The sequence below is a fragment of the Pseudomonas sp. LTJR-52 genome (genome assembly GCF_003691465.1).
GTDB classification, from domain to species: Bacteria; Pseudomonadota; Gammaproteobacteria; order Pseudomonadales; family Pseudomonadaceae; genus Chryseomonas; species Chryseomonas luteola.
The window spans coordinates 2,929,411-2,955,798 of sequence record NZ_CP033105.1; the positions used below are offsets into that span (position 1 = coordinate 2,929,411).

Sequence of the window (26,388 nt, forward strand, 5' to 3'; positions counted from 1 at the left end):
TTCAAAGGCATGCCATACATGCTTAGTGTTTTGCCTTAGCGCGAACGCCATTCAGCCAGACGAGCCCGCAAACGTGCTGCGCACTGACTGTGCAGTTGACAGACTCGGGATTCACTTACCCCAAGCACCTCTCCGATTTCCTTTAGGTTCAACTCCTCGTCGTAATACAGCGACAAGACGAGACGCTCACGCTCTGGAAGATTGGCAATGGCTTCCGCCAGGGCCCGCTTGAAACGCTCATCTTCCAGTCCTCGACCTGGCTCGAAATCATGGGCTCCGCTCTCCTCGAGACCGTGCTCACCCTCTTCCATCAAGTCATCGAAGCTAAACAGACGACTTCCCAATGTGTCATTGAGAATGCCGTAATATTCTTCAAGGCTTACACCAAGTTCGGCAGCAACTTCAGGATCTTTAGCGTCACGACCAGTTCTTGCTTCAACAGCACGAATCGCGTCGGCCACCATACGGCTGTTACGGTGCACCGAACGAGGTGCCCAATCACCTTTGCGAACCTCGTCCAGCATGGCTCCGCGGATACGGATACCGGCATAGGTTTCAAAGCTTGCACCTTTACCAGCATCGTATTTCTTAGAGGCCTCAAGCAGGCCGATCATGCCGGCCTGCATAAGATCCTCCACCTGTACATTGGCAGGCAGACGCGCCAGCAGGTGATAGGCAATGCGCTTGACCAGCGGCGCATACTGATTGATCAGTTGCTCCTGCTGTGAATGGGTCTGAGATTTACTGTACATACGGAGACCGCTGGACGCTGTCATACATTTGGCCCTACAGTGGGTTGCACCAATCGTTCGACGAAAAACTCCAAGTGACCGCGTGGGTTGGCCGGCAAGGGCCAAGCGTCCACCTTCTGGGCAATGGCCCGGAAAGCCAGAGCGGCTTTAGAGCGCGGGTATGCTTCGTATACGGACCGCTGCTTCTGGACGGCTTTCCGTACACATTCATCAAAAGGAACCGCACCCACATACTGCAGAGCCACATCCAAGAAACGATCAGTTACCTTGGTCAGCTTAGCAAAGAGATTGCGACCTTCCTGGGGCGTCAATGCCATATTCGCCAGTACGCGAAACCGCGTGATTCCATGATCGCGGTTGAACATCTTGATAAGCGCATAAGCGTCCGTGATCGAAGTAGGCTCATCACAGACCACCAGAAGCACCTCCTGGGCAGCCCGTACAAAGCTCACAACCGAATCACCGATGCCGGCAGCCGTATCGACAACAAGCACATCGATATCGTTGCTGATGTCACTGAATGCCTGGATCAGACCGGCATGTTGAAGAGACGACAACTGCACCATGGCTTGCGCACCGGAAGCGGCCGGAACGACCCGGATACCGCCAGGGCCTTGCAAAATCACGTCGCGAAGATCACATTTACCTTCGATCACATCGGCGAGTGTCTGCTTCGGAGTCAACCCGAGCAAAACGTCGACGTTTGCCAAGCCCAAGTCGGCATCGAGCAACATGACACGTCGGCCCAGTTCAGCCAACGCTAGCGAAAGGTTTACCGAAACGTTGGTTTTCCCAACGCCTCCCTTGCCGCCTGTCACTGCAATTACCTGTACGGGATGCATACCCATTGCTGTACACCTATGAAAAACCAGCCAGCCCGTAGAGGGCATTTATGGTGTAGCCAGATCGTTGTGCTAACGAGCCAGCTGGCACTAAACCTAAAGCGTGTACTGCTTTCTGACACTACGACGCCTGTAAACCTTCTGTTGCAAAAACCTTACCCAACTTGCAAAAAAGTGTAACTTAACCGACGCGCTTGGCTGGCTTTTGATAGAGCTCGGCAAACATATCCGCCATGGTTTCCTCAGCAGGCTCCTCGGTCAGCTGACGATTGACTGCACGGCTAACCAGCTGATGCTTGCGAGCAATATGCAGGTCGTCAGGGATGCGAGGACCGTCGGAGAGATAGGCTACCGGGATATGATGGCTAATGGCTATACTGAGCGCTTCACCTAACGTCGCGGACTCATCCAGTTTGGTCAGAACACAACCAGCCAGACCGCACCCCTTGTAGTTGTGATAAGCCGCTTTTAGTACTTGGCTCTGGCTGGTTACAGCCATGACCAGATAGTTGCGAATCTTCAGCCGCTCATTAGCCAGCGCTTCCATTTGCAGACGCAGGGCGGGATCATTGGCCGGGATACCTGCCGTATCGATCAGAACCATGCGCTTGCGAGCCAGTGGCTCAAGCGCCTGAGCCAGCGACTGACGTGGATCTACAACGGTAACCGGCACATCAAGAATATGACCCAACGTCTTGATTTGCTCTTGGGCGCCGATGCGATGGCTATCCATGGTGACCAGCGCAAGACTTTGCGCGCCATACTTCAGAACATAGCTCGCTGCCATTTTGGACAGCGTAGTGGTCTTACCCGATCCGGCAGGACCGACGAACGCGACGATACCGCCTTCTTCCAGCAGATCAACCTGAGGCGTATCGATTGCCTGAGTCAGATGGGCTAACAGCATACGCCAGGCCTGACGGGGCTCATTTACACTTGCCACACGCGCCATCAGGTCACGGCACAGATCAGCCGGAAGTCCCATGCGTTGCAGGCGGCGCCAGAAATTTGCTTCGTCCGGACGCTTGTCCTGCATCTGCCCCCAAGCGATGGAGCCCAGCTGCACTTCGATCAGCTCACGCAGTCCGGTAATTTCGGAGCGCATGGCATCCAACGCGCGGCGCTCTTCGGCAGAAGGCGCTGCGGCAACGGCAGGTGCCGGTTGGGCAACTTTGGGCTCGGAGATAACGGGTTCCTGGCGAGCGCTGATCTGTTCATTGCCAAAGAGTTGACTGGCGTTGGCTTGCGGCGCAGCGATGCTCTGGTTAGGCGAGCGAATGGCCAGCTCGGCATGGGCTTCGGCGATACGCACTTGGGTTTTACGCAGCTCGGCTTCCAGCGCAACATTCGGCGCAGTGGGAGTCGGCGCTTGATAATCCAGGGCAGCGGTCAGCTCAATACCACCGGCAACACGGCGATTGCTCAGGATCGCGGCATCTGCACCCAGTTCGTCACGAACCATTTTCATGGCTTGACGCATATCAGCAGCGAAAAAGCGTTTAACTTGCATGGTTCAAACCTCAGCCGTTCTGGCCAACCGTTGCGATAATGGTGACTTGTTTGTTATCCGGAATTTCCTGATAAGCCAGCACAGACATCGTGGGAACTGCCATTCTCGCGAAGCGGGACATCATCCCGCGAATCGCACCAGCTACCAGTAACACGACTGGCTTACCCATCATTTCTTGACGCTGTGCTGCATCTACCAGAGAGCGTTGCAATTTCTCGGCCATTCCCGGCTCCAGGAACATGCCATCTTCAACACCTTGTCCGGCCTTCTGCATACCATTAAGCAACATCTGTTCCAATCTCGGTTCCAGCGTGATAACAGGCAGCTCGGGCTCCAATCCAATGATGTTCTGGACGATTGCACGGGACAGCGCCACACGAACCGAAGAAACCATGACGGCGGGATCTTGACTACGCGGCGCCACATTCGCAATAGCCTCAGCAATCGTACGAACATCACGTACCGAGACCTGCTCCTGCAGCAATTGCTGCAACACCTTAAGAAGCGTAGACAAGGAAATCATGCCTGGCACCAGTTCTTCGGCCAGCTTGGGTGAACTCTTAGCCAGAAGCTGCAGTAATTGCTGCACCTCTTCATGCCCCAACAGCTCGTGGGCATGCTTCTGGAGAACCTGGTTGAGGTGGGTCGCAACGACCGTGCTGGCATCGACCACGGTATAGCCAAGGGACTGCGCCTGATCACGCTGACTAATGTCAATCCAAACCGCATCAAGGCCAAACGCCGGATCTTTGGCAATCACACCATTCAACGTGCCGAATACCTGACCCGGGTTGATAGCCAGTTCGCGGTCCGGATAGATTTCGGCTTCCGCAACATTCACGCCCATCAACGTCAAACGATAAGCATTGGGCATCAGTTCCAGGTTGTCGCGAATATGTACAGCGGGCATAAGAAAGCCAAGATCCTGGGACAGCTTTTTGCGAACACCCTTGATACGCGTTAGCAGCTCACCGCCCTGGTTGCGGTCCACTAGGGGAATCAGGCGATAACCTACTTCCAGGCCAACCATGTCGACAGGCGTTACGTCATCCCACCCTAGCTCCTTGGTTTCAGCGGGGCGCTGTACAGGGGCCAGTTCCTGCTGACGCTTAGACTCCAATTCTACTGCTTGCTTTGCTTTTCTCTGACGATCCCAGATCATATAGGCGGCACCAGCCGCCAGAAAACCCAGGCCCAGAAACGGCACATGTGGCATGCCGGGAACCAGTCCCATGGCGATAATGATACAAGCTGAGACCATAAGCGCTTTGGGCGAGGCGAACATCTGTCGGTTGATCTGCTGACCCATGTCTTCCGAAGAAGAAACACGCGTCACCATAATGGCCGCTGCAACGGACAACAGCAGCGAAGGCACCTGTGCTACCAGACCGTCACCGATAGTCAGCAGCGCATAGATACGGCCAGCGTCAGCAATACTCAAGTTATGCTGCAACATACCGATAGCAATGCCACCAAACAGGTTGATGAACAGAACCAACAAACCGGCAACGGCGTCGCCACGCACGAATTTACTCGCACCATCCATAGAGCCGTAGAAATCAGCCTCCTGCCCTACTTCGGCACGACGCTTCTTGGCTTCGGCCTGATCGATCACACCAGCATTGAGGTCAGCGTCGATGGCCATCTGCTTACCGGGCATGGCATCCAGGGTAAAGCGTGCTGATACTTCAGAAATACGACCGGCACCCTTGGTCACTACAACAAAGTTGATGATCATGAGGATGGCGAACACAACTGCACCGACGATGTAATTGCCGCCAACAACAACGTCACCAAAGGCCTGAATCACCTTACCGGCAGCGGCATGGCCATCATGACCATGCAAAAGAACGACACGTGTAGACGCTACGTTCAACGCTAGGCGCAGCAACGTGGCCACGAGCAGAATCGTCGGAAACACCGCAAAGTCTAAGGGCCGTAGCGCATAAACGCTTACCAGCAATACCACGATCGACAGCGCAATATTAAAGGTAAACAGCACGTCCAGCAGAAACGGCGGAATCGGCAATGTCATCATGCCGAGCATGGCCAGAACCAATATCGGTACAGCCAGGTTACCGCGGCTCAGGCTGCGAACATTGGTCAACATTTGCCCGTGATTAACTTTCACAGTCGTTCCTCTTGAATGCCTTGCATATCAATCTTTTGACGTCAGAGCGTCTTGATACAAGCTATTCAGCAAGCAACGGGCCAAGTTCCTTATTTGTTTGAATTTGTTGCGTTTGCGCCTGTTATATCGGCCTGCCAGGCTGCTTTCTTGAGGCCGGCCTTTAGCCACTGTTGATACGAGCACCGTAATAAGGAAACCTGAACACGCATATGAGGTCCCTTCACAAGACGCGCATAAAGTGGATAACAGGAGAACCCGATGAAAAAATGGATTGCCGTAACGCTGATGTCAGCAGGACTCGCTGGTATAGCCCAGGCGGATGACGCCGTGACTGTTCCATTAAATATCGCAACAGAGAAAGGTCCGGGCGAAAGTGTAGGCAGCGTCACCATCGTAAAGACTGACTACGGCTTGGTATTTACACCTGAGTTAAAAGGTCTGGAGCCAGGGACACATGGATTCCATATTCATGCCAAACCCAGCTGTGACGCTGCAGAAGTCGATGGCAAGAATACACCGGCAGGCGCCGCAGGCGGTCACTGGGACCCTGAGAATACCGGCAAGCATGACGCTCCCTGGGGCGACGGCCATAAAGGTGATCTGCCCGCCCTTTATGTCACAAGCGACGGAACAGCCTTACAGCCTGTGCTGGCGCCGCGCCTCAAGGACTTGAATGAAATCAAAGGTCACGCCCTCATGGTTCACGTAGGTGGCGATAACCACTCGGATCATCCCAAGCCGCTAGGCGGTGGTGGAGCCCGGATGGCGTGCGGGGTTATCAAGTAACAAGAAGGCCCCGTTCAGCGGGGCCCTCTTTATCTACTCGTCACGCCGTAAATCCGGCGGAATAGGTGGCTCATGCGGCTGCTCTGGACGCCGGCCCTGACCAGCCTTGTACTGTTTGAGCTGATAAACGTAGGCCAGCACTTGCGCCACAGCGATGTAAAGCCCTGCCGGAATCTCTCTATCGATATCAGTGGAATAGTACACTGCTCGCGCCAGGGCGGGTGATTCAAGCGTCGTAACGGCGTGCTCCTGGGCAAGCTCACGAATCTTCAATGCCACAAAGTCGCTACCCTTGGCTACCAGGATCGGCGCCCCACCGGTTGCAGCGTCATACTTTAGCGCCACAGCATAATGTGTTGGGTTGGTGATAATGACGTCGGCCTCTGGCACGGCAGTCATCATGCGACGTTGCGCCATTTCGCGCTGCATCTGGCGCATCCGCCCTTTTACTTCGGGCTTGCCTTCGCTGTCCTTGTATTCATCCTTGATTTGCTGCTTGGTCATCATCAGCTTTTTCTTGTTGCTATACCATTGGAACGGTACGTCAATAGCTGCGATAAGTAATAGCCCTAAAGACACCATCAACGCTGCATGCCCCGCCACTTTTATACTGTGGATAATGGCACTGCCCAAAGGCTCCTTTGCAATGGACAGCAAAGCATCACGCTCGGACAAGAGAACCATGATCGCAATGGTGAGCAGCAGAACGAACTTGGCCAGCGCCTTGCCCAACTCCATCAGCGCATGGGTCGAAAACATGCGCTTGAGTCCTGAAAGAGGGTTCATTCGACTGAACTTGGGCTGAAGGGATTTGCTGGAAAACAAAAAGCCTCCCAGTGCAATTGGACCAATAACGGCAGCTAGCACAAGGACGAGAAAAACCGGCATCATGCCCAGCATGGCGGTCTTGCCTGACATCAGCAGCATGATTCCCATGTTCCGCTCATCCAGAACGGCTTCGCGGTTCAGTGAAAAACTGCCACGCATCAGATCCAGTAATGCATCTCCCAGGATCGACCCAAACGCCAGAAGCGCTATGAGCCCTCCCATTACAACCGTCAGCGTGCCAAGCTCACGGGATCGGGGTAATTGCCCTTCCTCGCGCGCCTCTCGCTTACGTTTGTCGGTAGGTTCCTCTGTACGGTCTTCACTACTGGATTCGTCCGACATGACGACCTCCTGCCTATCGCGCCCGCACCAGCTCTCGGAGCCATTGCAGCGCTTCAGTGACTAATGATTCGTAGTGCGAAAAGATATCCGCTGTACCAATCCAGATAATGACCAAACCCAGCGACACGGTTAGGGGCATGCCAATGGAAAAAATGTTGAGTTGAGGCGCTGCGCGGGTCATTACGCCAAAAGCAAGGTTCACGACCAGCAATGCTGTAATGGCAGGCAAGACCAGTAATACGCCGGCACCAAGCACCCAACTCAATTTACCGGCCAGCTCCCAGAAATGGTCAACAGACAGCAACTGACCAACCGGTAGCGTGGTAAAGCTTTCCGCCAGGATTTCCATGACGATCAGGTGTCCGTTCATGGACAGGAACAATAGCGTCACCAGTACGTTGAAGAACTGCCCCAGCACAGGCACCGAAATCCCATTGGCCGGATCGACCATTGATGCAAAGCTAAGTCCTGCCTGGGTGGAGAGCAGTTGCCCAGCAATCACGAAGACGTGAAAGAACAGCTGGAGGCTAAAACCCATCAGAGCGCCAATCAGGATCTGCTCTGCAATCAGCGGCAAGGCCTGTACGCTCACGGCATCGACCTGCGGCATGGGGGGCAGCGTAGGCACCAGCAGAGCGGTAAAGGCCAGTGCCATATAGAGCTTTACGCGCGCGGGAACCATGTTGGTCCCGATGATAGGCATCGTCATAAAGACGGCAGCAATACGGAACAGAGGCAGCAGGAACGTACCGACCCAGCCGCCAATCTGCGCATCACTCAGCTCAAGCATGATTTAACCAATCAACATCGGAACATTGGTGATCATGTTGCGCATGAACTCCATCAGCTCACGGGTGAGCCAAGGCCCTAGGACAATCAGCGTCAACAACGTGACAATCAGTCGAGGTAGAAAACTCAAGGTCTGCTCGTTGATCTGTGTAGCGGCCTGGAACATTGAAACCACCAGGCCCACCAGCAAGCTCGGCACGATCAGAATGCCTACAAGCAATGCAGTCAACCAGAGCGCTTGCCGAAACAGATCTACGGCTACTTCAGGCGTCATGGGGTATCTCCTCTTAGACAGTACCGAAGCTGCCAGCCAGCGTACCCATGATCAACGACCAACCGTCAACCAGCACGAACAGCATCAGCTTGAACGGTAACGAGATGATCATCGGTGAAAGCATCATCATGCCCATCCCCATCAGCACGCTGGCCACCACTAGGTCAATCACCAGGAATGGAATAAAGATCATGAAGCCGATCTGGAAGGCTGTTTTCAATTCGGATGTCACAAAGGCCGGAACCACGATCGTCAGCGGCGCCTGATCAGGTGTGGCGATGTCCGTACGCTTGGATAGCCGCATGAACATGTCCAGATCGGATTGCCGGGTCTGCGCCAACATGAAGTCCTTGATTGGCCCCTCTGCCCGCGCAATTGCATCCTGGGCCGTCAGTTGCTCATTCATGTAGGGCTGCAAGGCATCGTTGTTGATGCGGTCAAAGACCGGCGCCATGATGAACAATGTCAGAAACAGTGCCAGTCCGATCAACACCTGGTTTGACGGCGTTGTCTGCAAGCCCAGGGCTTGGCGGAGAATGGCGAATACAATGATGATCCGTGTAAAGCTGGTCATCAGCATGACAAACGCTGGAATGAAACTCAGCGCCGTCATGATCAGCAGGATCTGCAGGCTTACGGAGTACTCCTGCTGGCCGTTGGCGTTTGTACTCATGGTAATAGCGGAAATGGACAACGGATTGTTAGCCCCATTTTCCTGCCCAAACGCCAAAGGTGCCGCCAGTGCTACCAGCACAAGCAGGCAATTACGAAGCAAACGAAGATTGGATTTCAACAACGTCGTAAACACACCGCTTGTACCAGTCAGCACCAGTTCATTCTCCGCACCACTCGCGCGAAAGACTTCAATGAGTCGAATCTCATGACTTATCCTTTGGGTCGCGGCTGATCAGCTCGAAAAGCCGTTGAGCAAACTCAGGCGAAGCCGGTTGCTCATCGGCTAGACGAACCGGTTCCTTCATCACATGCAAGGGAGTAATGCGCCCAGCCGTGAGCCCTACGAGTATTTGCTCCTGCCCTACCTGCACCAGCACCAGCCTCTCTCGCGGCCCCAGATGCTGGGTGGCTACCAATTTGATAGCGTTATTGCCACGCGGCCCCACCTGCTGTACCCGACGGATAAGCCAGGCCAGCCCGAAGATCAGGCCAATAATCAGCAGCAGACCCAACACAAGCTGAGTCAGCTGCGATCCCATATTGGTTGACGGTGCAGCTGTTTCAGCCGCTTGGGAGACAAGCGGCAAGGTAGCCAGTAGAGCAATAAGCATTCGCATAAGGTCAGCGTAGTTTCTTGATACGTTCACTGGGGCTGATGACATCGGTCAGCCGGATACCGAACTTCTCGTTAACCACCACCACCTCGCCGTGAGCAATCAAGGTACCGTTGACCAGTACATCGAGCGGCTCTCCCGCCAGGCGATCAAGCTCGATAACCGAGCCCTGATTCAGTTGTAGCAGGTTCCGGATGGAAATGTCGGTATGGCCGACTTCCATCGAAATCATGACAGGAATGTCCAGAATCACATCCAGGTTCGGACCTTCCATACCTGTAATCTGCTGATTGTTACCTTGGATTCCGGCAAATTCCTCTACAGGCGCGCGAGAAGCCGGGTTCGAACCCTGAGCCATCATCGCATCGATTTCATCCTGATTGGAGTCGCCTGCCTCTGCCATCGCCGCGGCCCACTCATCAGCCAGAGCCTGTTCTTCGCTGTTGGTGTTTTGATCTGCCATCTTAACCTCAATCTAAAACGGTGAGCCTACGGCTCGAAAGAAATAAAAGCATTCAGTCAAAATCGCGTCAGCGAGAGTTCTTGACCGGTTCAATGATTTGCAAGGCCAGGTTTCCTTTACGAGCCCCCATCTTTACTTTGAAAGTTGGCATACCATTGGCGCGCATCAGCATTTCCTCCGGCATTTCGACCGGAATTACATCGCCAGGCTGCATATGCAGAATGTCACGTAGTCTGAGCTGACGACGCACCACTGTTGCCTCCAGCGGTACACGGATATCCAGCAGATCTTCGCGCATGGCCTTGACCCAGCGCTCGTCCTGATCATCCACATCCGACTGGAAGCCGGCGTCCAGCATTTCGCGGATAGGCTCGATCATTGAGTATGGCATGGCGATATGCAGCTCACCGCCACCGCCATCCAGCTCGATGCTGAACGAGCTGACCACTACCACCTCGTTCGGACTGACAATGTTTGCCATGGCCGGGTTGACTTCGGAGTTGATGTACTCGAACTGACACGCCAACATTGCGCCCCAGGCCTCTTTAAGGTCAACGAAGCACTGATCAAGCACCATGCGTACAACACGCAGCTCGGTCGGCGTAAACTCACGACCTTCAATCTTGGCGTGACGGCCATCGCCACCAAAGAAGTTGTCTACCAGCTTGAACACCAACTTGGCATCCAGAATAAACAGTGCCGTACCACGCAAAGGCTTGATCTTCACCATGTTCAAGCTGGTCGGTACATACAGCGAGCGAACATACTCACCGAATTTCAAGACCTGCACACCCCCTACGGACACGTCAGCCGAGCGACGAAGCAGGTTGAACATGCTGACCCGGGTATAGCGGGCAAAGCGCTCGTTGATCATCTCCAATGTCGGCATCCGCCCACGGACGATACGATCCTGGCTGGTCAGGTCATATCCCCTGACCGAGCCTGTGGGCGCTATAGGATCCGTTTCGACAAGACCATCATCGACTCCGTGAAGAAGCGCGTCGATTTCATCCTGAGACAGTAAATCTTGTACAGACATGGCAATCCCTATTGCAGGACGAAGTTAGTGAACAAAACCTGCTCGACCGTAGGTTGACCCACCTGCTTCTGAGCAAGCTCCTGAATCTTGGAAGTTGCCTGTTGACGTAGCAACTCCTTGCCAACCGGCGTCAATAAGGCGTCATAACTCTGGGCAGAAAGCAGCATGACCAGTTGATTGCGTACCTGGGGCAAATGAGCCTTGAGTTCATCCATCTTTGCCTGATCGCGTCCCATCAGCGCCACACCCACCTGCATATAACGCTGCCTGCCGTTCACATTGAAGTTGACCACAAAAGACGGCGTTAATTTTTCGTAGATGGCAGGCAGTCGGACAGGAGTGGTGGGCTCTGCCTTTGCGGCCTCGGCATCATGAACCTTCTTGTTCATGATGAACCATGTTGCACCTACCGAAGCCCCTATCGTCAACAACAATGCGACCACGATAATGATGATGAGCTTGAGCTTGCCTTTGCCAGCGGGTTTGGCCGCGTCATCAGCCGCTTGTTCTTTCTTGGCCATGCTTACATCCGTAATTGAGTGAACCGCCTACAGCCCTAAAACGCAGAGGGAATAACAGCAGTTTTGTTGATACATTCATCTTTAGCCAATCGCTTGAGGCGTAGCCGTCAGATTCGCCTTTGGTAAGACGGACCTCATCACCTGCGGGAGGCGTCCCGGTCAAGCGTAGAAGTCCACCACTCCATCATTTCTCTTTATTGCGCGCGCTACCGTCTCACTTGAGGTACCTGCCACTTCATCAATCGCACGATCTTCGCTACCTGACCCAGTATTCGAAGACCGTCGCCCTCCGGTTCCCGTGTCCTGCTGTGCTGCCTGCCAGTTACGATGCGCTGATTGATCCGAGACGTTTACATCAAGCGTCATCCCCTGCTGCACGAACATGTCTCGTAAGCGATGAGACTGGCTGTCGAGTGCATCACGAACATCCGCATGCGGACTAGCAAAAGTGACCTGAGCCTGGTCGTTAGTCATATCGATACGAACTTCAAGACGCCCCAACCCGGCCGGTTCGAGCCGAATGTCAGCACTCCTGAGGTTCTGACTCGACATCCACATGACTCGATCAATTACACCTTCATGCCAGTCGGACTGATTCATTGCCAGCGGTTGACCCGGCACTGTAGGCGCAACGGGACGAGCCGTCTGCACAGGCGTTCCCATTGTCTGGGACAAGCTATTCAGCTTGTCTGCAAAGGTCTCGTTTCGACCGTCAGGCAAGGCCCTATCATCGATATCTTTTAACCCCTGCAATGCTTCAAGGGCGGCCTCACCCTCAGTAGGCTGACTTTCAGTGGCCGCAGCCAGAAGAGCACTTACAACCTCGGCCTGTTTAGATGAGCCTTGACTTGTATTGGCCTGAGCAGTGCCAGATGCTGTATCGGTAGTCTGAAGTAGCTTACTACCGGCCTGGGCCAGCAGCTGGCCAGCAGTATCATCAGAAGAGGCAGCCTGGCCATTCGAGGAAGCCACCTGATCCAGCCCCTGTGGAAGCGCTGACGCAATACCCGATGTCAGCGTATCTTCCGTCAGGGACGTCAAAGAGCTGACAGCGTTTGAAACTGGCAAAGGCGCCACTTCCGCAGGCAGGGTTCCAGTCATGCCAAGCAGCAATAACGGGTCCAGCTGCGCGTCTGGAACAGATGCGTGCTCATCGGCTACCGGCAAGGCCTTGCCGCTATCGGCAGATCCAGAGGTCTCTTTCTGCTTTACGTCTGAAGAAACGGACTCGCCAGTCTGGCTGTCGTTAACCTTGCTATCGTGACGCGATGCGGAAGCCTCGCGCTTCACGGACTTTGTATCCGCATCGCGAGTACGCACCTCATTACGAGCAGGCTGCTGCTCTTTGGCATAAACATCCGAGAAACGTGGGGTATCGCTGCGAGTTGACTCAGCGGGCTTGAACGGCGCTTTGAACGCGGTCTTGGCCGAGCTGATATCAGGCGTCGACGACAAAATGAAGTCAGAGGCGACAGCCATAAAATTGCTCCAGTTAAGGTATCTGGAGCTAGAGAAGCAAACGCTGGGCCAGCTTTAAGAAAAACGGCTGAAAATCACGCGTGCCGTTGCCGTTCCGACTTGAACAGAATGCGCACAATGGCAAACTCGCGCTGAACGCTTTCGATCTTTTCATCTATAACGGCCAAGGGAGCGTTTCGACGGGCAGCTTCCTCCAAATCCCGGCAAAGATTTGTCAGAACGACGGCGCCCATGTTACTGGAGCTTCCCTTGAAGCTGTGAGCCACATGCCGAAGCTGTACCAGCTCCTGTTCGGCATAGGCCTCCTTCAACGCACGGATACGCTCTTCCGAGTCGGAAATATAGGTGTCGAGCAGATTACCGTACTCGTCCTCCATAATTTCCTGCAGGGCAAGCAGAGTATCGGTATCTAAATGTGGCAATGACATGGTAGGACTCACTCATCAGGCCGAAGGTGCCAGACGAAATGGCAAAGTAACATGAGGATGAAACGTAAGAGCTCTGCTACACAACGCTGACATATCAAGCCCTCCGTTAGGAGTTAGGTTAAACAAACCTTCTGTCGGTGCGATTTTGGCAAAGCTGGCACTCTAATGGCACCCCTGGAACACAATAATTTGTCCTAAAGCGCTCATTACTACCGTTTATATCAGTGGACTTACGCTGGAAGGCGCTCTGGTAATTGCTCTTTTACCAGACTTTGGAAGGTAAACATAAGCCTGACGTCAAAATTCCAACGAATGAGCAACAGAGGATCTATGTTGCTGGAAATTTGGCTGCTAACCGTCAGGATCTTTTTTAGAAGGTTTGGCAAGAAATAAAAAGGGCCAGCAAAACGGCCGGCCCTTTTTCCTTACATCCGAACCCGTTGCAAAAGCCGTTGGGAAAACTCATCCATCTGCTTCTGCTCTCGCTTATCTTCAACCAGCCGCTGTTCCTGGCGATATTTCTCTACCAGCTTTTTCAAACCTTCCAAGCGTGCGTATCGTTGCTGCCAGGATTGGCGTGCCTTTTCGACAACATCGCGGTGCCAGTTAGTGCTCCGCTCCTGCTGCGCAATGGCATCCTCCAACTGACTGAGGAAACGCTGATAACCGATCATCCACTGGCCTGACACACCCTGACTTCCCGCATTCAGCCATTGCTTGTGGTAATCGTCCCGGTAGCGCTGCAGGTCAGCAAGTTTTTGCTCTGCCTGCATCAGTTGTGTCTGACACTTACCTAATTGCCGAGCAGCGTCCCGCTCCTCCTGCTCACTCATATCTATCACTGGGGTCAACCGCTCAGCACGACCTTTCATGATTCATCAGCTCTCCAGCAATACGCCTAGATTTTGCCCGCTCTGCTCGAGCGACTCGCTTTCATTCAGTCCTTGGCGCAAGTACTGCTGCATCGCAGGGTAGCGTTTGATTGCCTGGTCAGTTTCAGGATCGCCGCCTGGTACATAGGCGCCCACACTGATCAAATCGCGGCTTTGCTGGAAGCGAGACCACAACTGTTTCATACGCTGGGCATTACGCAAATGCTCAGGACTTACGACCTGTGGCATCACTCGGCTGATCGACGCTTCAATGTCAATGGCAGGATAATGGCCTTCTTCCGCCAGACGGCGGGACAAAACAAAGTGACCATCCAACACCCCTCGCGCCGCATCAGCGATCGGGTCCTGCTGATCATCACCCTCTGAGAGTACAGTGTAGAACGCCGTGATCGAACCACCACCCTTTTCAGCATTACCCGCGCGCTCCACCAAGCTGGGCAGCTTGGCAAACACGGATGGCGGATAACCCTTTGTCGCTGGCGGCTCACCAATAGCCAGTGCGATTTCACGCTGAGCCTGTGCATACCGGGTCAGAGAGTCCATCAGCAACAGAACGTTTTTACCCTTGTCACGAAAATACTCTGCAATACGTGTGCAATACATGGCTGCACGCAGACGCAGCAGAGGCGCATCATCCGCTGGCGAGGCAACAACGACGGAACGCTTGATGCCCTCTTCGCCCAAGATGTGCTCGATAAATTCCTTAACCTCACGACCCCGCTCACCGATCAGTCCGACAACGATGATGTCCGCCTTGGTAAAGCGGGTCATCATGCCGAGCAGCACGCTCTTACCAACACCAGTACCGGCAAACAGTCCAAGACGCTGGCCGCGTCCTACCGTCAACAAACCATTGATACTGCGCACACCAACATCAAGCGGCTCATGAATAGGCTCACGCTTGAGCGGGTTGATGGTCGGACCGTCGATCGGCACCCAATCCTCGGCGCGCATCCGCCCTTTGCCATCAAGGGCATTACCCAACCCATCGAGCACACGCCCTAACATCGACATTCCCATCGGCAGGCGTCCGGTATCAGGCAGGGGCACGACACGCGCCCCAGGGGCAATACCTGCCAGACTGCCAATCGGCATCAAAAAGGTTCTATCACCTGAAAACCCCATGACCTCGGCTTCTACCTGAGCATGTTGGTAGGTACCGCCATTGATGACCCGGCAGCGACTTCCGACTGCAGCACGCAAGCCTTCTGCCTCAAGCGTCAAACCTACCATGCGCAGCAGACGCCCTTCGATTACGGGCTCACCCGGGAGGCTTACCGCGTCAATATAACCACCCAGTCGACGTTGGAAACTCAGGCGATCAAGATGCATCAGCAGCATCCTCCAAAGGAATATGCAGGTCGGGGTCGGCAGGCTGTGTAGCCTGATGGCGTTGCTGTTCCATAATCTGCGTCAGTGCCTGGGCCAGTCGCGTTTCAATACTTGCATCGATTACGCTGTTCTCGCTTTCGATACGGCAACCACCCGGCAGCAGATTTTCATCTTCCAGCAACTTCCAACGCTCATCGTGCCGATCACGCAGGGCCTTCACCAAATCGAAGTCCTGCGGGTTGAGATGAATGCGGATATTCTCAGCCCCCATGGGCAGAAGCTTCAGCGCCTCACGCAGAATACGTTGCAGCTGCGTAGAATCGTCTTTTAACTCACGCTGGATCACTTGTTTGGTGACATGCTCAACCAGACGAACCAACGCCTGCTCCAACTCGCGATCCTGCTGGGCGATTGGCTCGAGCAGCTGCTCCATAACGATTTCCAGACTTCGCAGCTTGGCTGTCAATGCTACTTCAGCCTCTTGCCGAGCTCTCACCTGCCCGGAGTGAAAACCATCGCGCTCACCGGCGGCGAAGCCTTCGTTATAAGCCTCTTGCCGAATGGCCTCCAGCTCTTCCAGCGTCAACGGCTTGACTTCCTCTACCGGAACGTCTTCAACGGCGACGGTTTCCTCTTCCGCTACTTCCGGCTCTGGATCAGGCTCAACGGCCACGTCTTCAACATGGTTGCTATCCAGATCAGGCAAAAGCCATCGCTCGAAGATACTGACTTCCTTCGCGCGAATCAGATCGCTAGCGCCCTCTTTGTTCATGACTCACCTGACAGAAAAGCTATGGTATGCCAGGTAGATAGCAAAGCTTGGGCCAACTCAGAATAAAAAAGCCCGACCACTGCAAATACAGTGACCGGGCTCGAAACCCACTTGGTGATTTACACCATTTCTTCGCCGCCCTTGGCACCCAGGACGATCTCGCCAGCCTCAGCCATACGGCGGGCCACTGCGATAACCTCCTTCTGCGCGCCCTCCACTTCGGAGATACGAACCGGGCCACGGGACTCCAAGTCATCACGCAGCAACTCGCCTGCACGCTTGGACATGTTACGGAAGAACTTGTCCTTGATCCCGTCATCTGCGCCCTTGAGCGCCAGGACCAGGATATCGGACGAGACTTCACGCAGCAGCGCCTGAATACCCCGATCATCCACATCGACCAAGTTGCCGAAGACAAACATAAGGTCTTCGATCTGAGCAGACAGCGCATCGTCCACTTCGCGAATAGCGTCCATGAGCGGAGCCTCAACCGCGCTATCCAGATAGTTCATGATGTCGGCTGCACGCTTCACGCCACCCAGCGTCGTACGGGCGGAGCTTGCACTACCCGAGAACTGCTTCTCCAGAATCATATTCAATTCTTTCAGCGCTGCTGGCTGGACCGTATTCAGCGAAGACACCCGCAGGATAATGTCCAACCGAATCTTCTGATCAAAGTGCGCCAGAACTTCGGCAGCCTGATCCGCATCCAGGTAAGCCACCACAATCGCCTGGATTTGTGGGTGCTCGTAACGGATGACATCCGCGACCGCACGAGGCTCCATCCATTTGAGGCTATCTAGGCCGCTCGTATTGCCGCCCAGCAGGATTCGGTCGATCAGGCCGTTAGCCTTGTCTTCGCCCAGGGCCTGGGTCAGCATCTTGCGGATATAACCGTCAGTGCCTACACCCAGGCTGGTCTGCTCACCTACCACCTCGATAAAGTTGCCCAGTACATGCTCGGCCTGGTCACGACTAATGTTACGCACTTGAGCCATCGCAGTACCGACGCGCTGTACTTCTTTAGGGCCCAGGTGACGCAGGATCTGGGCAGCGTCTGCCTCACCCAGGGAGAGCAGCAGAACAGCGGCTTTATCGACATTGCTCATGCTGTTGAATTCACTCGTCGGCATTGATCCAGTCCCTCACAACTTGGGCAACCAGGCCCGGGTCTTCAGTCACCAATTGCTTGATGGCATTGAGTTGTACTTCGTAGTTTTCGCTAGGTCCAGGCAACATCAGCGCTGCAGGACTTGCCAGACTTACCTTGTCATCGGCCAGATCACCACCACCCAGGCCACCCGCTCCACTACCCGCCAAATCTCCAGCACCACCCATACCATCAGCCAGTGCCAAGTCCTTGCTCTTGTTGGTACCTGCCAGGTTGTTCAGAACAGGGCGCAGGACACCAAACACCAGGACCAGGATAAACAACACACCCAGACCTTGCTTAACGACATCCCAGAACCAGGGCTGCGAGTAGAAGGGAATACTTTCCACATCATCAGCAGCGATCGGAGCAAAGGGAGCGTTGATCACGCTAACACTATCACCACGACTTGCATCGAAACCTACCGCGTCTTGCACCAGGCGAGTAAAGCGAGCCAGGTCATCCGCACTCCAGGGCGTATGACTTACCTGCCCTGTCGCTGCATCCACTTTCACTTGATCATCTAACACTACCGCTACAGAGAGACGACGTACTCGACCTTGCTGCTGGCGGGTGTAGCTGATACTGCGATCCAATTCATAATTACGTGTGCTTTGGTCACGCTTGTCTGTCGGATAAGGCACTGTCGCCGGCAGACCTGTCTTCGGATCAGTAATGAACTGATCATTAGGGTCACGAATCAGCTGACCCGGCGCCGTGAAGTTGGCACCCGCTGCCGCTGTTGCGTTCTCAGGTGCAGTGGCTGGTCCAGGCGGCTGGTTCGACAAGGCTCCCGGCACACCCTGCGGCCCACCGCCGGCAGTTTGACGTTGTTCGGTATTGATCTGCTCGCTGCGCAGTGCGGGCTGATCAGGGTTAAACTGCTCGGACGTTGACTCAACCGCATTGAAATCTATATCTGCCGATACTTCTGCCTTGAAACGACCGCTTCCTACGACTGGCTGCATCATGTTTTGCACACGTTGAGTCAATGTGCTTTCGATGCGGTTCGTATAATCCAGCTGCTTACCTGCAACACTGAACTCAGACTGGTTCAGCTGATCCGACAGGAGCTGTCCTTTCTGATCGACTACCGTTACCTGAGACTTCGTCAACTCTGGAACACTGGTAGCAACCAGATTAACGATCGCCATTACTTGCCCAGTTTCTAAGGTACGGCCTGGATACAACTCGACCAGAACCGAAGCCGTCGGCTTGCGCTCATCCCGTACGAATACAGAACTCTTCGGAATCGCCAAGTGAACACGTGCACTTTTAATGCCATTCAAGCTGGCAATCGTACGAGACAGTTCACCCTCAAGGCCGCGACGGTAATTTGCCGCTTCCATGAATTGGCTGGTTCCCAGAGGCTGCTCCTTGTCCAATAGCTCGAAACCAACGATACCGTCAGTAGGCGCTACGCCAGCGCTAGCCATTTTCAAACGAGCACGGCCCAGATCGTCTGCCTTTACCAACAAGGCACCGGTATTAGGGTCAACCTTGTAATTGATATCGGCTGAAGTCAGCGCTTCAACTACCTGATTGGCATCCAGGCCTGACATGCTGCCATACAAGGGGCGGTAATCAGGCTGCTGTGACCACAGCACTACTGCAAACCCTAAGGCAACGCTGGCAGCCAAGCCAACCATAAGGCCTACTTGACGCAAGATCGGCATTTCAGACAGGTTGTCTAGAAAGCCCAGGCCCGGAAAAGGCTTCTTGGATGCGCCAGAGGCGTCTACCTTAGCGGGAACCTGATTATTGAGGGCGGTGTCGGCCATTCAATCTATCCTCAGATAGGCATCTGCATAATGTCTTGGTAGGCCTGGACCATCTTGTTACGGACTTGGGTCATGGCCTGGAAGGAAACGCTAGCTTTCTGCGAGGCAATCATGACTTCCGTCAGATCAACGCCGCCTTGACCAAGCTCGAACGCTGTGGCCATCTCATTGGAAACCTTTTGCGTCTCGTTGACTTTACGGACAGCCTGTCCAAGTAAATCCGGAAAGCTGGGAACATTTGCAGCACCCTCAACACCGACAGGGCTCGCAACGGGCTTTCGCGCCATTGCCTCTGTCTGCATGGAGCGCATCTCCAGCATTAAACGATTGAACTCAACACCTTGAACCATTTCACCCTCCAACCAGCGCGGATTTTTGACGCCGCGCTTTTAGCTATACCTTGATGTAGCAATGGCGATGCCAAGTTTTGTCTGTCAACTGAAATTGGCTGACAAAACCGGCTTGGCGCCAGGTTTCAATCACTAACAAGGCTAGAGCAATTAACAGGCCAGAAAGGCTTTTGGGCGAGGGCAGCCTAGCCTTGGATTGAGGCCAGGCGCCTAGGAGAGGAGATGGTTTGGACACCTTGCAAAAAACGCAATCAATAAGACGCGGCGAGATAACTATCTTGTGCCAAAAGAATAGCTACAGTCCATTAGCTATCAGCACGGCTTTGTCAATTGATTGTCAGGACATCAGCATTCTTTTCCAGAATTGCGGGGCCGATACCCTTTACCTCTATCAACTCGTCAATAGCCTGGAACGGGCCGTGCGTATTACGGTAATCAACGATAGCTTTCGCCTTGGCAGCTCCAATACCTTTAAGTCCCTTGTCCAGCGTAGCGGCATCTGCCGTGTTGATATTAACCTTACTGGAGGAAACAGACCCAAAAGATCTGGACACCTCTGGAGAGGTTCGCGCGATAGGCATGGGTTTAGGTAACTGGTAATGCAGCGGATCACCGTACGTCTCAGCATAGGCAACAGAAGTGAGCGTAAAATGAGTAAAACAGACGGCAATACGAAATAATAGAAGTGCGCGCATAAATAGACATCCTTTTCCAAGCGCATAATTGACGTTCAACTACAGAAGAGTTTAAGCCTGTATCCTTGGCCTCGCTCCAAATTAAATGCATATGCTACCAACCACTCACGCCTTATCAAAAAGGCTAACTACTGGCAGCATTACATATTACTGTTACGCACTTACCTGATTGGGCGCATTTTTCGCGCGAACAGCACTCGCAGCTATCAATGCATTAAGGGAGTCATTAACCCCTGCCTTCCAATCGCTTGGATCAATACCAAACCGTTTCTTAAGCAACGTGCTGTCCAGCACCGAATAGGAGGGACGACGCGCTGGTGTAGGAAAGTCAGCAGTCGTAATTCCATTCACCTTGGGAAGCTTATTGATAAGCCCTTTCTCAAGCGCAACATCAAGAATATACCGCGCGAACCCACACCAGGTAACAGCATCGCTACCCCCATAATGGTAGAGACCAAATAACCTGGAATCATCAATAGTGGAGATACGATTAGCCACTAAAAGCAAGGCATCTGCAATATGTCCCGCATAAGTTGGCGTCCCCTGCTGGTCATCTACTACCTGTAGCTTGTCTCGCTCCGAGGCCAGACGGAGCATGGTTTTCATAAAGTTATTTCCATGCTCGCTAAACACCCAAGCCGTTCTCATGATGACATGATTTGGACAGGCATCCTGAATACGATACTCGCCTTCCAGCTTGGTCGCCCCGTATACACCTGATGGCCCTACGGGATCATCAGGTGTATACGGAACGGAAGCATCGCCCGAAAATACATAATCGGTAGAGATATGTAGTATCGAACAGCCATGCTCACGGCAAAGCTTGGCTAGCGTAGCAGGACCCTTGATATTGGCGCGTGCCGCCACATCAGGCTCCATTTCCGCCTTGTCAACTGAAGTATAGGCTGCAGCGTTTATAAGCACAGATGGCTTGAAACGCTGCAGGTGCTCGGCCACAGAGCGCTCGTCTGCAATGTCCAACGTGGCACGACCATGCGCCTCCCACGCCAAGTCACTGCGCTTCAAGCGATCAATCAGGCATTGTCCTACCTGACCATTTCCCCCTGCGACCATGACTCTCATTTATAAAGCTCCACCAAGCGTAGGCCTTGAGCATCCTTGGCTGACAACTGAGGATCAGAGATCTTCCAGTCAATACCCAAATCAGGATCATTCCAGATCAAGCATCCTTCAGCGGAAGGATCATAATAGTCAGTACATTTATATTCAAAATCCGCTGTCTCAGAAAGAACAACGAAACCATGAGCAAGCCCTGGCGGAATCCAAAGCTGCCGCTTGTTATCTTCAGAAAGAATTTCCGCAACCCAGCGACCAAACGTAGGCGAATCCTGGCGGATATCAACAGCCACATCCAACACTTCGCCTTTCACGCAACGAACGAGCTTTCCTTGCGGACGGCTTCGCTGAAAATGCAGGCCACGCAACACACCTCTCGTTGAGCGTGAATGATTGTCCTGCACAAAAGGCAACGTTATGCCTGCCAGCTCCGCATAGCGATCGGCTTGAAACGTTTCTAAAAAGAACCCCCGCGAGTCGCCAAAGACTCGCGGTTGAATGATCTTTACGTCTGCAATGATCGTATCGATCACTTCCATCATCGATCTCCTGCAATCAAGCGGGCCAGATATTGACCATAGCCTGTCTTGCTCAGGGCCTCGGCCTGCAGCGCTACCTGCTCGCGAGTAACCCACCCTTTCTGAAAGGCGATCTCTTCAAGGCAGGCAACCTTTAGGCCCTGACGCTTTTCGATGGTCTGGACAAAATGCCCAGCCTCCAGTAACGCATCATGAGTCCCGGTATCAAGCCAAGCGAAGCCGCGGCCAAGAACGGAAACGTTCAGATCGCCACGACGCAAGTACTCATTATTGACATCGGTAATTTCAAGCTCACCACGCGGTGACGGCTTGATATTGGCTGCAATTTCAAGTACGTCGTTATCGTAGAAGTAAAGACCAGTCACTGCATAATTGGACTTAGGCTTTTTAGGCTTCTCTTCGATGCTGATGGCTTTGCCATTTTCATCGAATTCAACGACACCGAAACGCTCTGGATCAGCCGTGTAATAACCAAATACCGTTGCGCCCTTTTCACGTGTCGAGGCACTTACCAATGTTTGAGTAAAGCTTTGACCATAGAAAATGTTATCGCCGAGGACCAGACAAACATTATCGTCACCCACAAAATCAGCGCCGATAATGAACGCCTGAGCCAATCCATCAGGGCTTGGCTGCTCGACGTAACTCAGCTTGATGCCAAACTGACTGCCATCGCCAAGCATACGCTGAAAACCTGGCAAGTCCGTTGGTGTAGAAATAATTAGTATTTCCTGAATACCTGCCAGCATCAGTACAGACAATGGGTAGTAAATCATCGGCTTGTCATAGACAGGCAGAGACTGTTTAGAAACACCTAGTGTGATGGGATGCAAACGGGTACCCGAACCGCCCGCCAATAATATCCCTTTATACTTTTTCATTACGCGTCCCTCTCAATCGATAGGCTTAAGGATCTAAATACAAATTAACCCTGGCTGAAATTAAACAGCTTCACCCAATCGCTCGAGACGGTAAGCACCAGAAAGAACGCGCTGCCACCAGGAACGGTTGTGGAGGTACCACTGGACTGTCTTGCGAAGCCCTGTTTCAAAGCTTTCCTGCGGAACCCAACCAAGCTCCGACTCAATCTTGCTGGCATCAATTGCATAGCGCAGGTCATGGCCTGGGCGATCTTTCACGAAGGTAATCAAATCTCGGTATGCTGTGATACCAGCTGGCTTCTCAGGCGCCAGCTCTTCGAGCAAATCACAAATAGCTTCTACCACTTCCAGGTTACGCTTTTCGTTATGTCCGCCAATATTATAGGTCTCACCTACAACACCTTTGGTTACAACGGTGTAGAGCGCACGGGCATGGTCTTCAACGAATAGCCAATCGCGGATCTGCGAGCCGTCACCATATACGGGTAACTGCTTGCCATGCATGGCGTTCAGAATAACGTGGGGAATCAACTTCTCCGGGAAGTGGAACGGTCCATAGTTATTCGAGCAATTAGTAATCAGCACCGGCAATCCATAGGTGCGTCCCCATGCGCGTACCAGATGATCACTGCCCGCCTTGCTGGCTGAATAGGGAGAGCTTGGCGCATAAGGTGTCGTTTCGGTAAACAAGTCATCCGTACCGTGCAGGTCACCAAATACCTCATCGGTAGAGATATGATGGAAACGAAATGCTTGCTTGGCTCCGCCCTCAAGACCAGACCAATAGGCACGAGCTACCTCAAGCAATGTGCCCGTACCAAGTACATTGGTACGAATGAACTCAGCTGGCCCCTCAATGGAGCGATCAACGTGAGATTCAGCAGCCAAATGCATGACTGCATCTGGTTTAAAAGAGGTAAATACTTTTTCTAGAGCAGTCTTATCGCAGATGTCGACCTGATGAAATTCGTACCGATCGGACGTTGAGACTTCGCTCAAAGACTCCACATTGCCTGCATAAGTCAGCTTATCAATGTTAGCAACGTGACAATCGGTTTCATTGATTAGAAAGCGGACCACTGCAGACCCAATGAATCCCGCACCACCTGTTACCAGAACTTTCATCCTGAACCTGCCTGATAGTTAAACTTCCCGCACGATAGATCCCATAGAGAACTAGCTGCAGAAAAACACATGGAAAACTTACCGACCCGAGCTTTTCGCAGCCTGCAAGCGGCATCATTACACAGCAACAACGTACTGCATGACTCGTCACTGCTTTGTGTTGCGACGAAGACTCGAGTTAAACAGCTTTCCCTTTGAAAAGTTCAACCGTACACAGGACCGTCGAGATTTTGTGTGGAGAAGATCAAATTACAGCGATCAAGATCTCTTGGGGCGATTTTATGAAAAGCTTTTAGCGTCTCTGGATCAGGCATCACGACGACGCTGCAGGTGAAGCCAATCGACAATTTCCCCTTCTGGAGCGTAACCGTCCACCGTCTCCCGTAGAAGCTGTCGCAGCCGGGAATAGTCCTCGCTATGAATGCAGGCCATCAATTCCATAAGTACTTTGCTGTAACGATCCCACGGCAGATATTTTTCATTGGCACGCATAATCATGGCATGCTCGGTTGGGCTTACGTTATCGCCGATCAAAAGCTCCTCATAGAGTTTTTCACCGGGCCTTAAACCAGTAAAAATGATCTCTATGTCACCATAAGGATTACTTTCCGAACGTACCGTCATTCCAGAGAGGTTGATCATTTTTTCTGCCAGTTCAACAATTTTGACCGGCTCCCCCATATCCAGAACGAATACATCGCCCCCTTCCCCCATTGAGCCGGCCTGTATAACAAGCTGTGCCGCCTCAGGTATCGTCATGAAGAAACGAGTTATGTTGGGATGAGTCACTGTAACAGGACCGCCCTGTTTGATCTGACTTCTAAACAGCGGAATGACCGAGCCAGACGATCCCAGTACGTTTCCAAACCTCACCATTGTAAAGCGAGTTTTGTTAACATGATGAACTGCGTTTTTATCACCGATAAAGACAGGCGCCTGCTCACGACTCAAGGCTTGCAGGATCATTTCCGATAGACGTTTCGTGCTACCCATAATATTAGTAGGACGAACGGCCTTGTCGGTAGAAATGAGGACAAAGTTCTGCACCCCTGCCTGAATACTGGCCTGCGCGGCATACAAGGTACCGATGACATTATTAAGGAAGCCCTCGGCAATATTATGCTCCACCATAGGCACATGCTTATAGGCTGCAGCATGATAGATCGTATTGACATCCCACGTACCTAACACATGCAGCATATGCTCGGCATTACGCACTGTCCCCAATATAGGGATTAAAATAATCGGCAATGATTCTCGCTGTATACGCTGCTCTAACTCGGAATGAATCGTATAAAGGTTGAACTCTGACTGCTCAAACAGAAGAAGTGTTTGCGGTAATGTTTTAATAATTTGTCGGCAAAGTTCGGAGCCGATCGACCCGCCTGCACCTGTTACCAGAACAACTTGCCCTCTAATGCATCGATCGAATAATTCTTGTCTGGGCGCTACGGAATCACGTCCGAGTAGATCAGCAATATCTACTTCCTGAATATCCTCGACCTTTACCCTTCCATTAGCCAGGTCAGCAACACTGGGTACGCTACGAACATGTAATGGAAAAGCTTTTAATAATTCCAGAATTTCTTTCCGTCGCCCTCGGCTAGCGGAGGGGATAGCCAGTAGGATTTCCTCGGCACCAGTATCATCGATCATTTGTTGAATATGTTTAGGCGAGTAAACCTGGATACCTGCAATAACCCGATTGGCAATCGTTTTATCGTCGTCAACAAAGGCCACCGGGCGCATCACGCGCCCCATACGCAGCGCAGCTACTAATTGATTTCCAGCAGAACCTGCGCCATAGATGGCTACGCGAACGAGGCTGTCCTGCTGTTTAATAAACGGCACGGCAGCATACCAATCTCCCAAGAAATACTGACGCAGAGCTAGGCGTAGTCCGCCCACGAATAAAAGACTCAATATCCAATAGTTGAAGATCATGGAACGCGGCACTATCTCGGGAAGGTCGCGATACCAATAAATCACCAGTGAAAGAATCAAGACTGAAAGCGTAACAGCCTTGGTAATCGCTAATAGTGCGTCATTACCCAAATACCGCATGACCGCTCGGTACATACCAAAGCGAATAAATAAAGGAATAGAGATAATAGGCGTCACAACAAAGAGCCAAGCGTGCCCGCCAAAAGGCTCTATCATTCCGGCCGACCCAAGCCGAATATAAAAAGCTAACCAAAGCGCAAGCCAGATAAGCAGCAGATCTACGCTGACCTGTATCAGACGCTTCGTACGGCGATTCAGCTTAACCAGTCGCTCACGCATGCCTACCTCTATTTTAACTACAATCGCAAACGATCAG

At 52.8% G+C, this 26,388-nt stretch carries 27 protein-coding genes; 1 reads left to right on the forward strand and 26 read right to left on the reverse strand.

Translation table 11 applies throughout. The features are described 5' to 3' along the window. Window positions 1-35 precede the first annotated feature (35 nt). From fliA to flhA, 4 genes are all read right to left on the reverse strand, one after another. Complete coding sequence (fliA, locus tag EAW52_RS13700; protein WP_019365144.1) at window positions 36-776, reverse strand: RNA polymerase sigma factor FliA; 741 nt, start codon at window positions 774-776, stop codon at window positions 36-38. Continuing rightward, on the reverse strand, window positions 773-1,600 hold the full coding sequence (gene fleN / locus EAW52_RS13705; RefSeq protein ID WP_010797937.1) for a flagellar synthesis regulator FleN: 828 nt from the start codon (window positions 1,598-1,600) through the stop codon (window positions 773-775). Before fleN ends, fliA begins: the two co-directional genes overlap by 4 nt. A 175-nt stretch (window positions 1,601-1,775) precedes the next feature. After that, complete coding sequence (flhF, locus tag EAW52_RS13710) at window positions 1,776-3,104, reverse strand: flagellar biosynthesis protein FlhF (protein WP_122042883.1); 1,329 nt, start codon at window positions 3,102-3,104, stop codon at window positions 1,776-1,778. 10 nt (window positions 3,105-3,114) lie between these two features. Then, window positions 3,115-5,214 carry a flagellar biosynthesis protein FlhA gene (gene flhA / locus EAW52_RS13715; RefSeq protein WP_122042885.1) on the reverse strand — a complete coding sequence of 700 codons (2,100 nt, stop codon included), beginning with the start codon at window positions 5,212-5,214 and terminating at the stop codon, window positions 3,115-3,117. A gap of 279 nt (window positions 5,215-5,493) precedes the next feature. On the opposite strand from flhA, the gene sodC reads away from it, so the two are divergent. Continuing rightward, window positions 5,494-6,021, forward strand: coding sequence for a superoxide dismutase family protein (gene sodC, locus EAW52_RS13720; protein ID WP_122042887.1), 528 nt, complete (start codon window positions 5,494-5,496; stop codon window positions 6,019-6,021). Window positions 6,022-6,054: 33 nt separating this feature from the next. On the opposite strand, the gene flhB is transcribed toward sodC, so the two are convergent. The 22 genes from flhB to EAW52_RS13830 form a co-directional block, all read right to left on the reverse strand. Beyond that, on the reverse strand, window positions 6,055-7,191 hold the full coding sequence (flhB, locus tag EAW52_RS13725) for a flagellar biosynthesis protein FlhB (RefSeq protein ID WP_122042889.1): 1,137 nt from the start codon (window positions 7,189-7,191) through the stop codon (window positions 6,055-6,057). Window positions 7,192-7,204: 13 nt separating this feature from the next. Beyond that, a complete protein-coding gene (gene fliR / locus EAW52_RS13730) occupies window positions 7,205-7,981 on the reverse strand; it encodes a flagellar biosynthetic protein FliR (protein WP_010797932.1) in 777 nt (258 codons plus the stop codon). Window positions 7,982-7,984: 3 nt separating this feature from the next. Further along, window positions 7,985-8,254 carry a flagellar biosynthesis protein FliQ gene (gene fliQ / locus EAW52_RS13735; RefSeq protein ID WP_010797931.1) on the reverse strand — a complete coding sequence of 90 codons (270 nt, stop codon included), beginning with the start codon at window positions 8,252-8,254 and terminating at the stop codon, window positions 7,985-7,987. A gap of 13 nt (window positions 8,255-8,267) precedes the next feature. Further along, window positions 8,268-9,050, reverse strand: a complete 783-nt coding sequence (gene fliP, locus EAW52_RS13740) for a flagellar type III secretion system pore protein FliP (protein ID WP_026003850.1) — start codon at window positions 9,048-9,050, stop codon at window positions 8,268-8,270. 82 nt (window positions 9,051-9,132) lie between these two features. Continuing rightward, the gene (fliO, locus tag EAW52_RS13745; protein ID WP_010797929.1) at window positions 9,133-9,546 is read right to left on the reverse strand and encodes a flagellar biosynthetic protein FliO; all 414 of its coding nucleotides are present in this window, start codon (window positions 9,544-9,546) and stop codon (window positions 9,133-9,135) included. A 4-nt stretch (window positions 9,547-9,550) separates the two neighbouring features. Beyond that, window positions 9,551-10,006 (reverse strand): flagellar motor switch protein FliN, encoded by a 456-nt coding sequence (fliN, locus tag EAW52_RS13750; protein ID WP_010797928.1) that lies wholly within the window; start codon window positions 10,004-10,006, stop codon window positions 9,551-9,553. A gap of 67 nt (window positions 10,007-10,073) precedes the next feature. Then, window positions 10,074-11,045, reverse strand: coding sequence for a flagellar motor switch protein FliM (fliM, locus tag EAW52_RS13755; protein ID WP_010797927.1), 972 nt, complete (start codon window positions 11,043-11,045; stop codon window positions 10,074-10,076). Between the two features lie 8 nt (window positions 11,046-11,053). After that, window positions 11,054-11,566, reverse strand: coding sequence for a flagellar basal body-associated protein FliL (gene fliL / locus EAW52_RS13760; RefSeq protein WP_010797926.1), 513 nt, complete (start codon window positions 11,564-11,566; stop codon window positions 11,054-11,056). 159 nt (window positions 11,567-11,725) lie between these two features. Next, window positions 11,726-13,045, reverse strand: coding sequence for a flagellar hook-length control protein FliK (locus tag EAW52_RS13765; protein WP_122042891.1), 1,320 nt, complete (start codon window positions 13,043-13,045; stop codon window positions 11,726-11,728). A gap of 74 nt (window positions 13,046-13,119) precedes the next feature. Beyond that, window positions 13,120-13,473: an Hpt domain-containing protein gene (locus tag EAW52_RS13770; RefSeq protein ID WP_122042893.1), complete on the reverse strand. Its 354-nt coding sequence runs from the start codon at window positions 13,471-13,473 to the stop codon at window positions 13,120-13,122. Window positions 13,474-13,898: 425 nt separating this feature from the next. After that, complete coding sequence (gene fliJ / locus EAW52_RS13775; RefSeq protein ID WP_010797923.1) at window positions 13,899-14,345, reverse strand: flagellar export protein FliJ; 447 nt, start codon at window positions 14,343-14,345, stop codon at window positions 13,899-13,901. 6 nt (window positions 14,346-14,351) lie between these two features. Continuing rightward, window positions 14,352-15,698, reverse strand: coding sequence for a flagellar protein export ATPase FliI (gene fliI, locus EAW52_RS13780; RefSeq protein WP_010797922.1), 1,347 nt, complete (start codon window positions 15,696-15,698; stop codon window positions 14,352-14,354). Continuing rightward, window positions 15,688-16,470: a flagellar assembly protein FliH gene (fliH, locus tag EAW52_RS13785; protein ID WP_122042895.1), complete on the reverse strand. Its 783-nt coding sequence runs from the start codon at window positions 16,468-16,470 to the stop codon at window positions 15,688-15,690. The genes fliI and fliH overlap by 11 nt, the downstream gene beginning before the upstream one ends. Before the next feature lie 119 nt (window positions 16,471-16,589). Continuing rightward, window positions 16,590-17,603, reverse strand: a complete 1,014-nt coding sequence (gene fliG / locus EAW52_RS13790; protein WP_010797920.1) for a flagellar motor switch protein FliG — start codon at window positions 17,601-17,603, stop codon at window positions 16,590-16,592. Beyond that, a complete protein-coding gene (gene fliF / locus EAW52_RS13795) occupies window positions 17,590-19,401 on the reverse strand; it encodes a flagellar basal-body MS-ring/collar protein FliF (RefSeq protein ID WP_122042897.1) in 1,812 nt (603 codons plus the stop codon). The genes fliG and fliF overlap by 14 nt, the downstream gene beginning before the upstream one ends. Window positions 19,402-19,412: 11 nt before the next feature. Next, window positions 19,413-19,751, reverse strand: coding sequence for a flagellar hook-basal body complex protein FliE (fliE, locus tag EAW52_RS13800; RefSeq protein ID WP_010797918.1), 339 nt, complete (start codon window positions 19,749-19,751; stop codon window positions 19,413-19,415). A 326-nt stretch (window positions 19,752-20,077) separates the two neighbouring features. After that, window positions 20,078-20,446, reverse strand: a complete 369-nt coding sequence (locus EAW52_RS13805) for a ComEA family DNA-binding protein (RefSeq protein WP_256680589.1) — start codon at window positions 20,444-20,446, stop codon at window positions 20,078-20,080. Between the two features lie 153 nt (window positions 20,447-20,599). Then, window positions 20,600-21,529 carry a dTDP-4-dehydrorhamnose reductase gene (rfbD, locus tag EAW52_RS13810; RefSeq protein WP_122042899.1) on the reverse strand — a complete coding sequence of 310 codons (930 nt, stop codon included), beginning with the start codon at window positions 21,527-21,529 and terminating at the stop codon, window positions 20,600-20,602. Further along, entirely contained in the window at window positions 21,526-22,062 is a 537-nt protein-coding gene (gene rfbC / locus EAW52_RS13815) for a dTDP-4-dehydrorhamnose 3,5-epimerase (RefSeq protein WP_010797915.1), read from the reverse strand. The genes rfbD and rfbC overlap by 4 nt, the downstream gene beginning before the upstream one ends. Next, window positions 22,062-22,943, reverse strand: a complete 882-nt coding sequence (gene rfbA / locus EAW52_RS13820; RefSeq protein WP_122042901.1) for a glucose-1-phosphate thymidylyltransferase RfbA — start codon at window positions 22,941-22,943, stop codon at window positions 22,062-22,064. Before rfbA ends, rfbC begins: the two co-directional genes overlap by 1 nt. A gap of 60 nt (window positions 22,944-23,003) precedes the next feature. Then, on the reverse strand, window positions 23,004-24,068 hold the full coding sequence (rfbB, locus tag EAW52_RS13825) for a dTDP-glucose 4,6-dehydratase (RefSeq protein ID WP_122042903.1): 1,065 nt from the start codon (window positions 24,066-24,068) through the stop codon (window positions 23,004-23,006). A gap of 306 nt (window positions 24,069-24,374) precedes the next feature. Continuing rightward, the gene (locus EAW52_RS13830) at window positions 24,375-26,351 is read right to left on the reverse strand and encodes a nucleoside-diphosphate sugar epimerase/dehydratase (protein WP_122042905.1); all 1,977 of its coding nucleotides are present in this window, start codon (window positions 26,349-26,351) and stop codon (window positions 24,375-24,377) included. Window positions 26,352-26,388 lie beyond the last annotated feature (37 nt).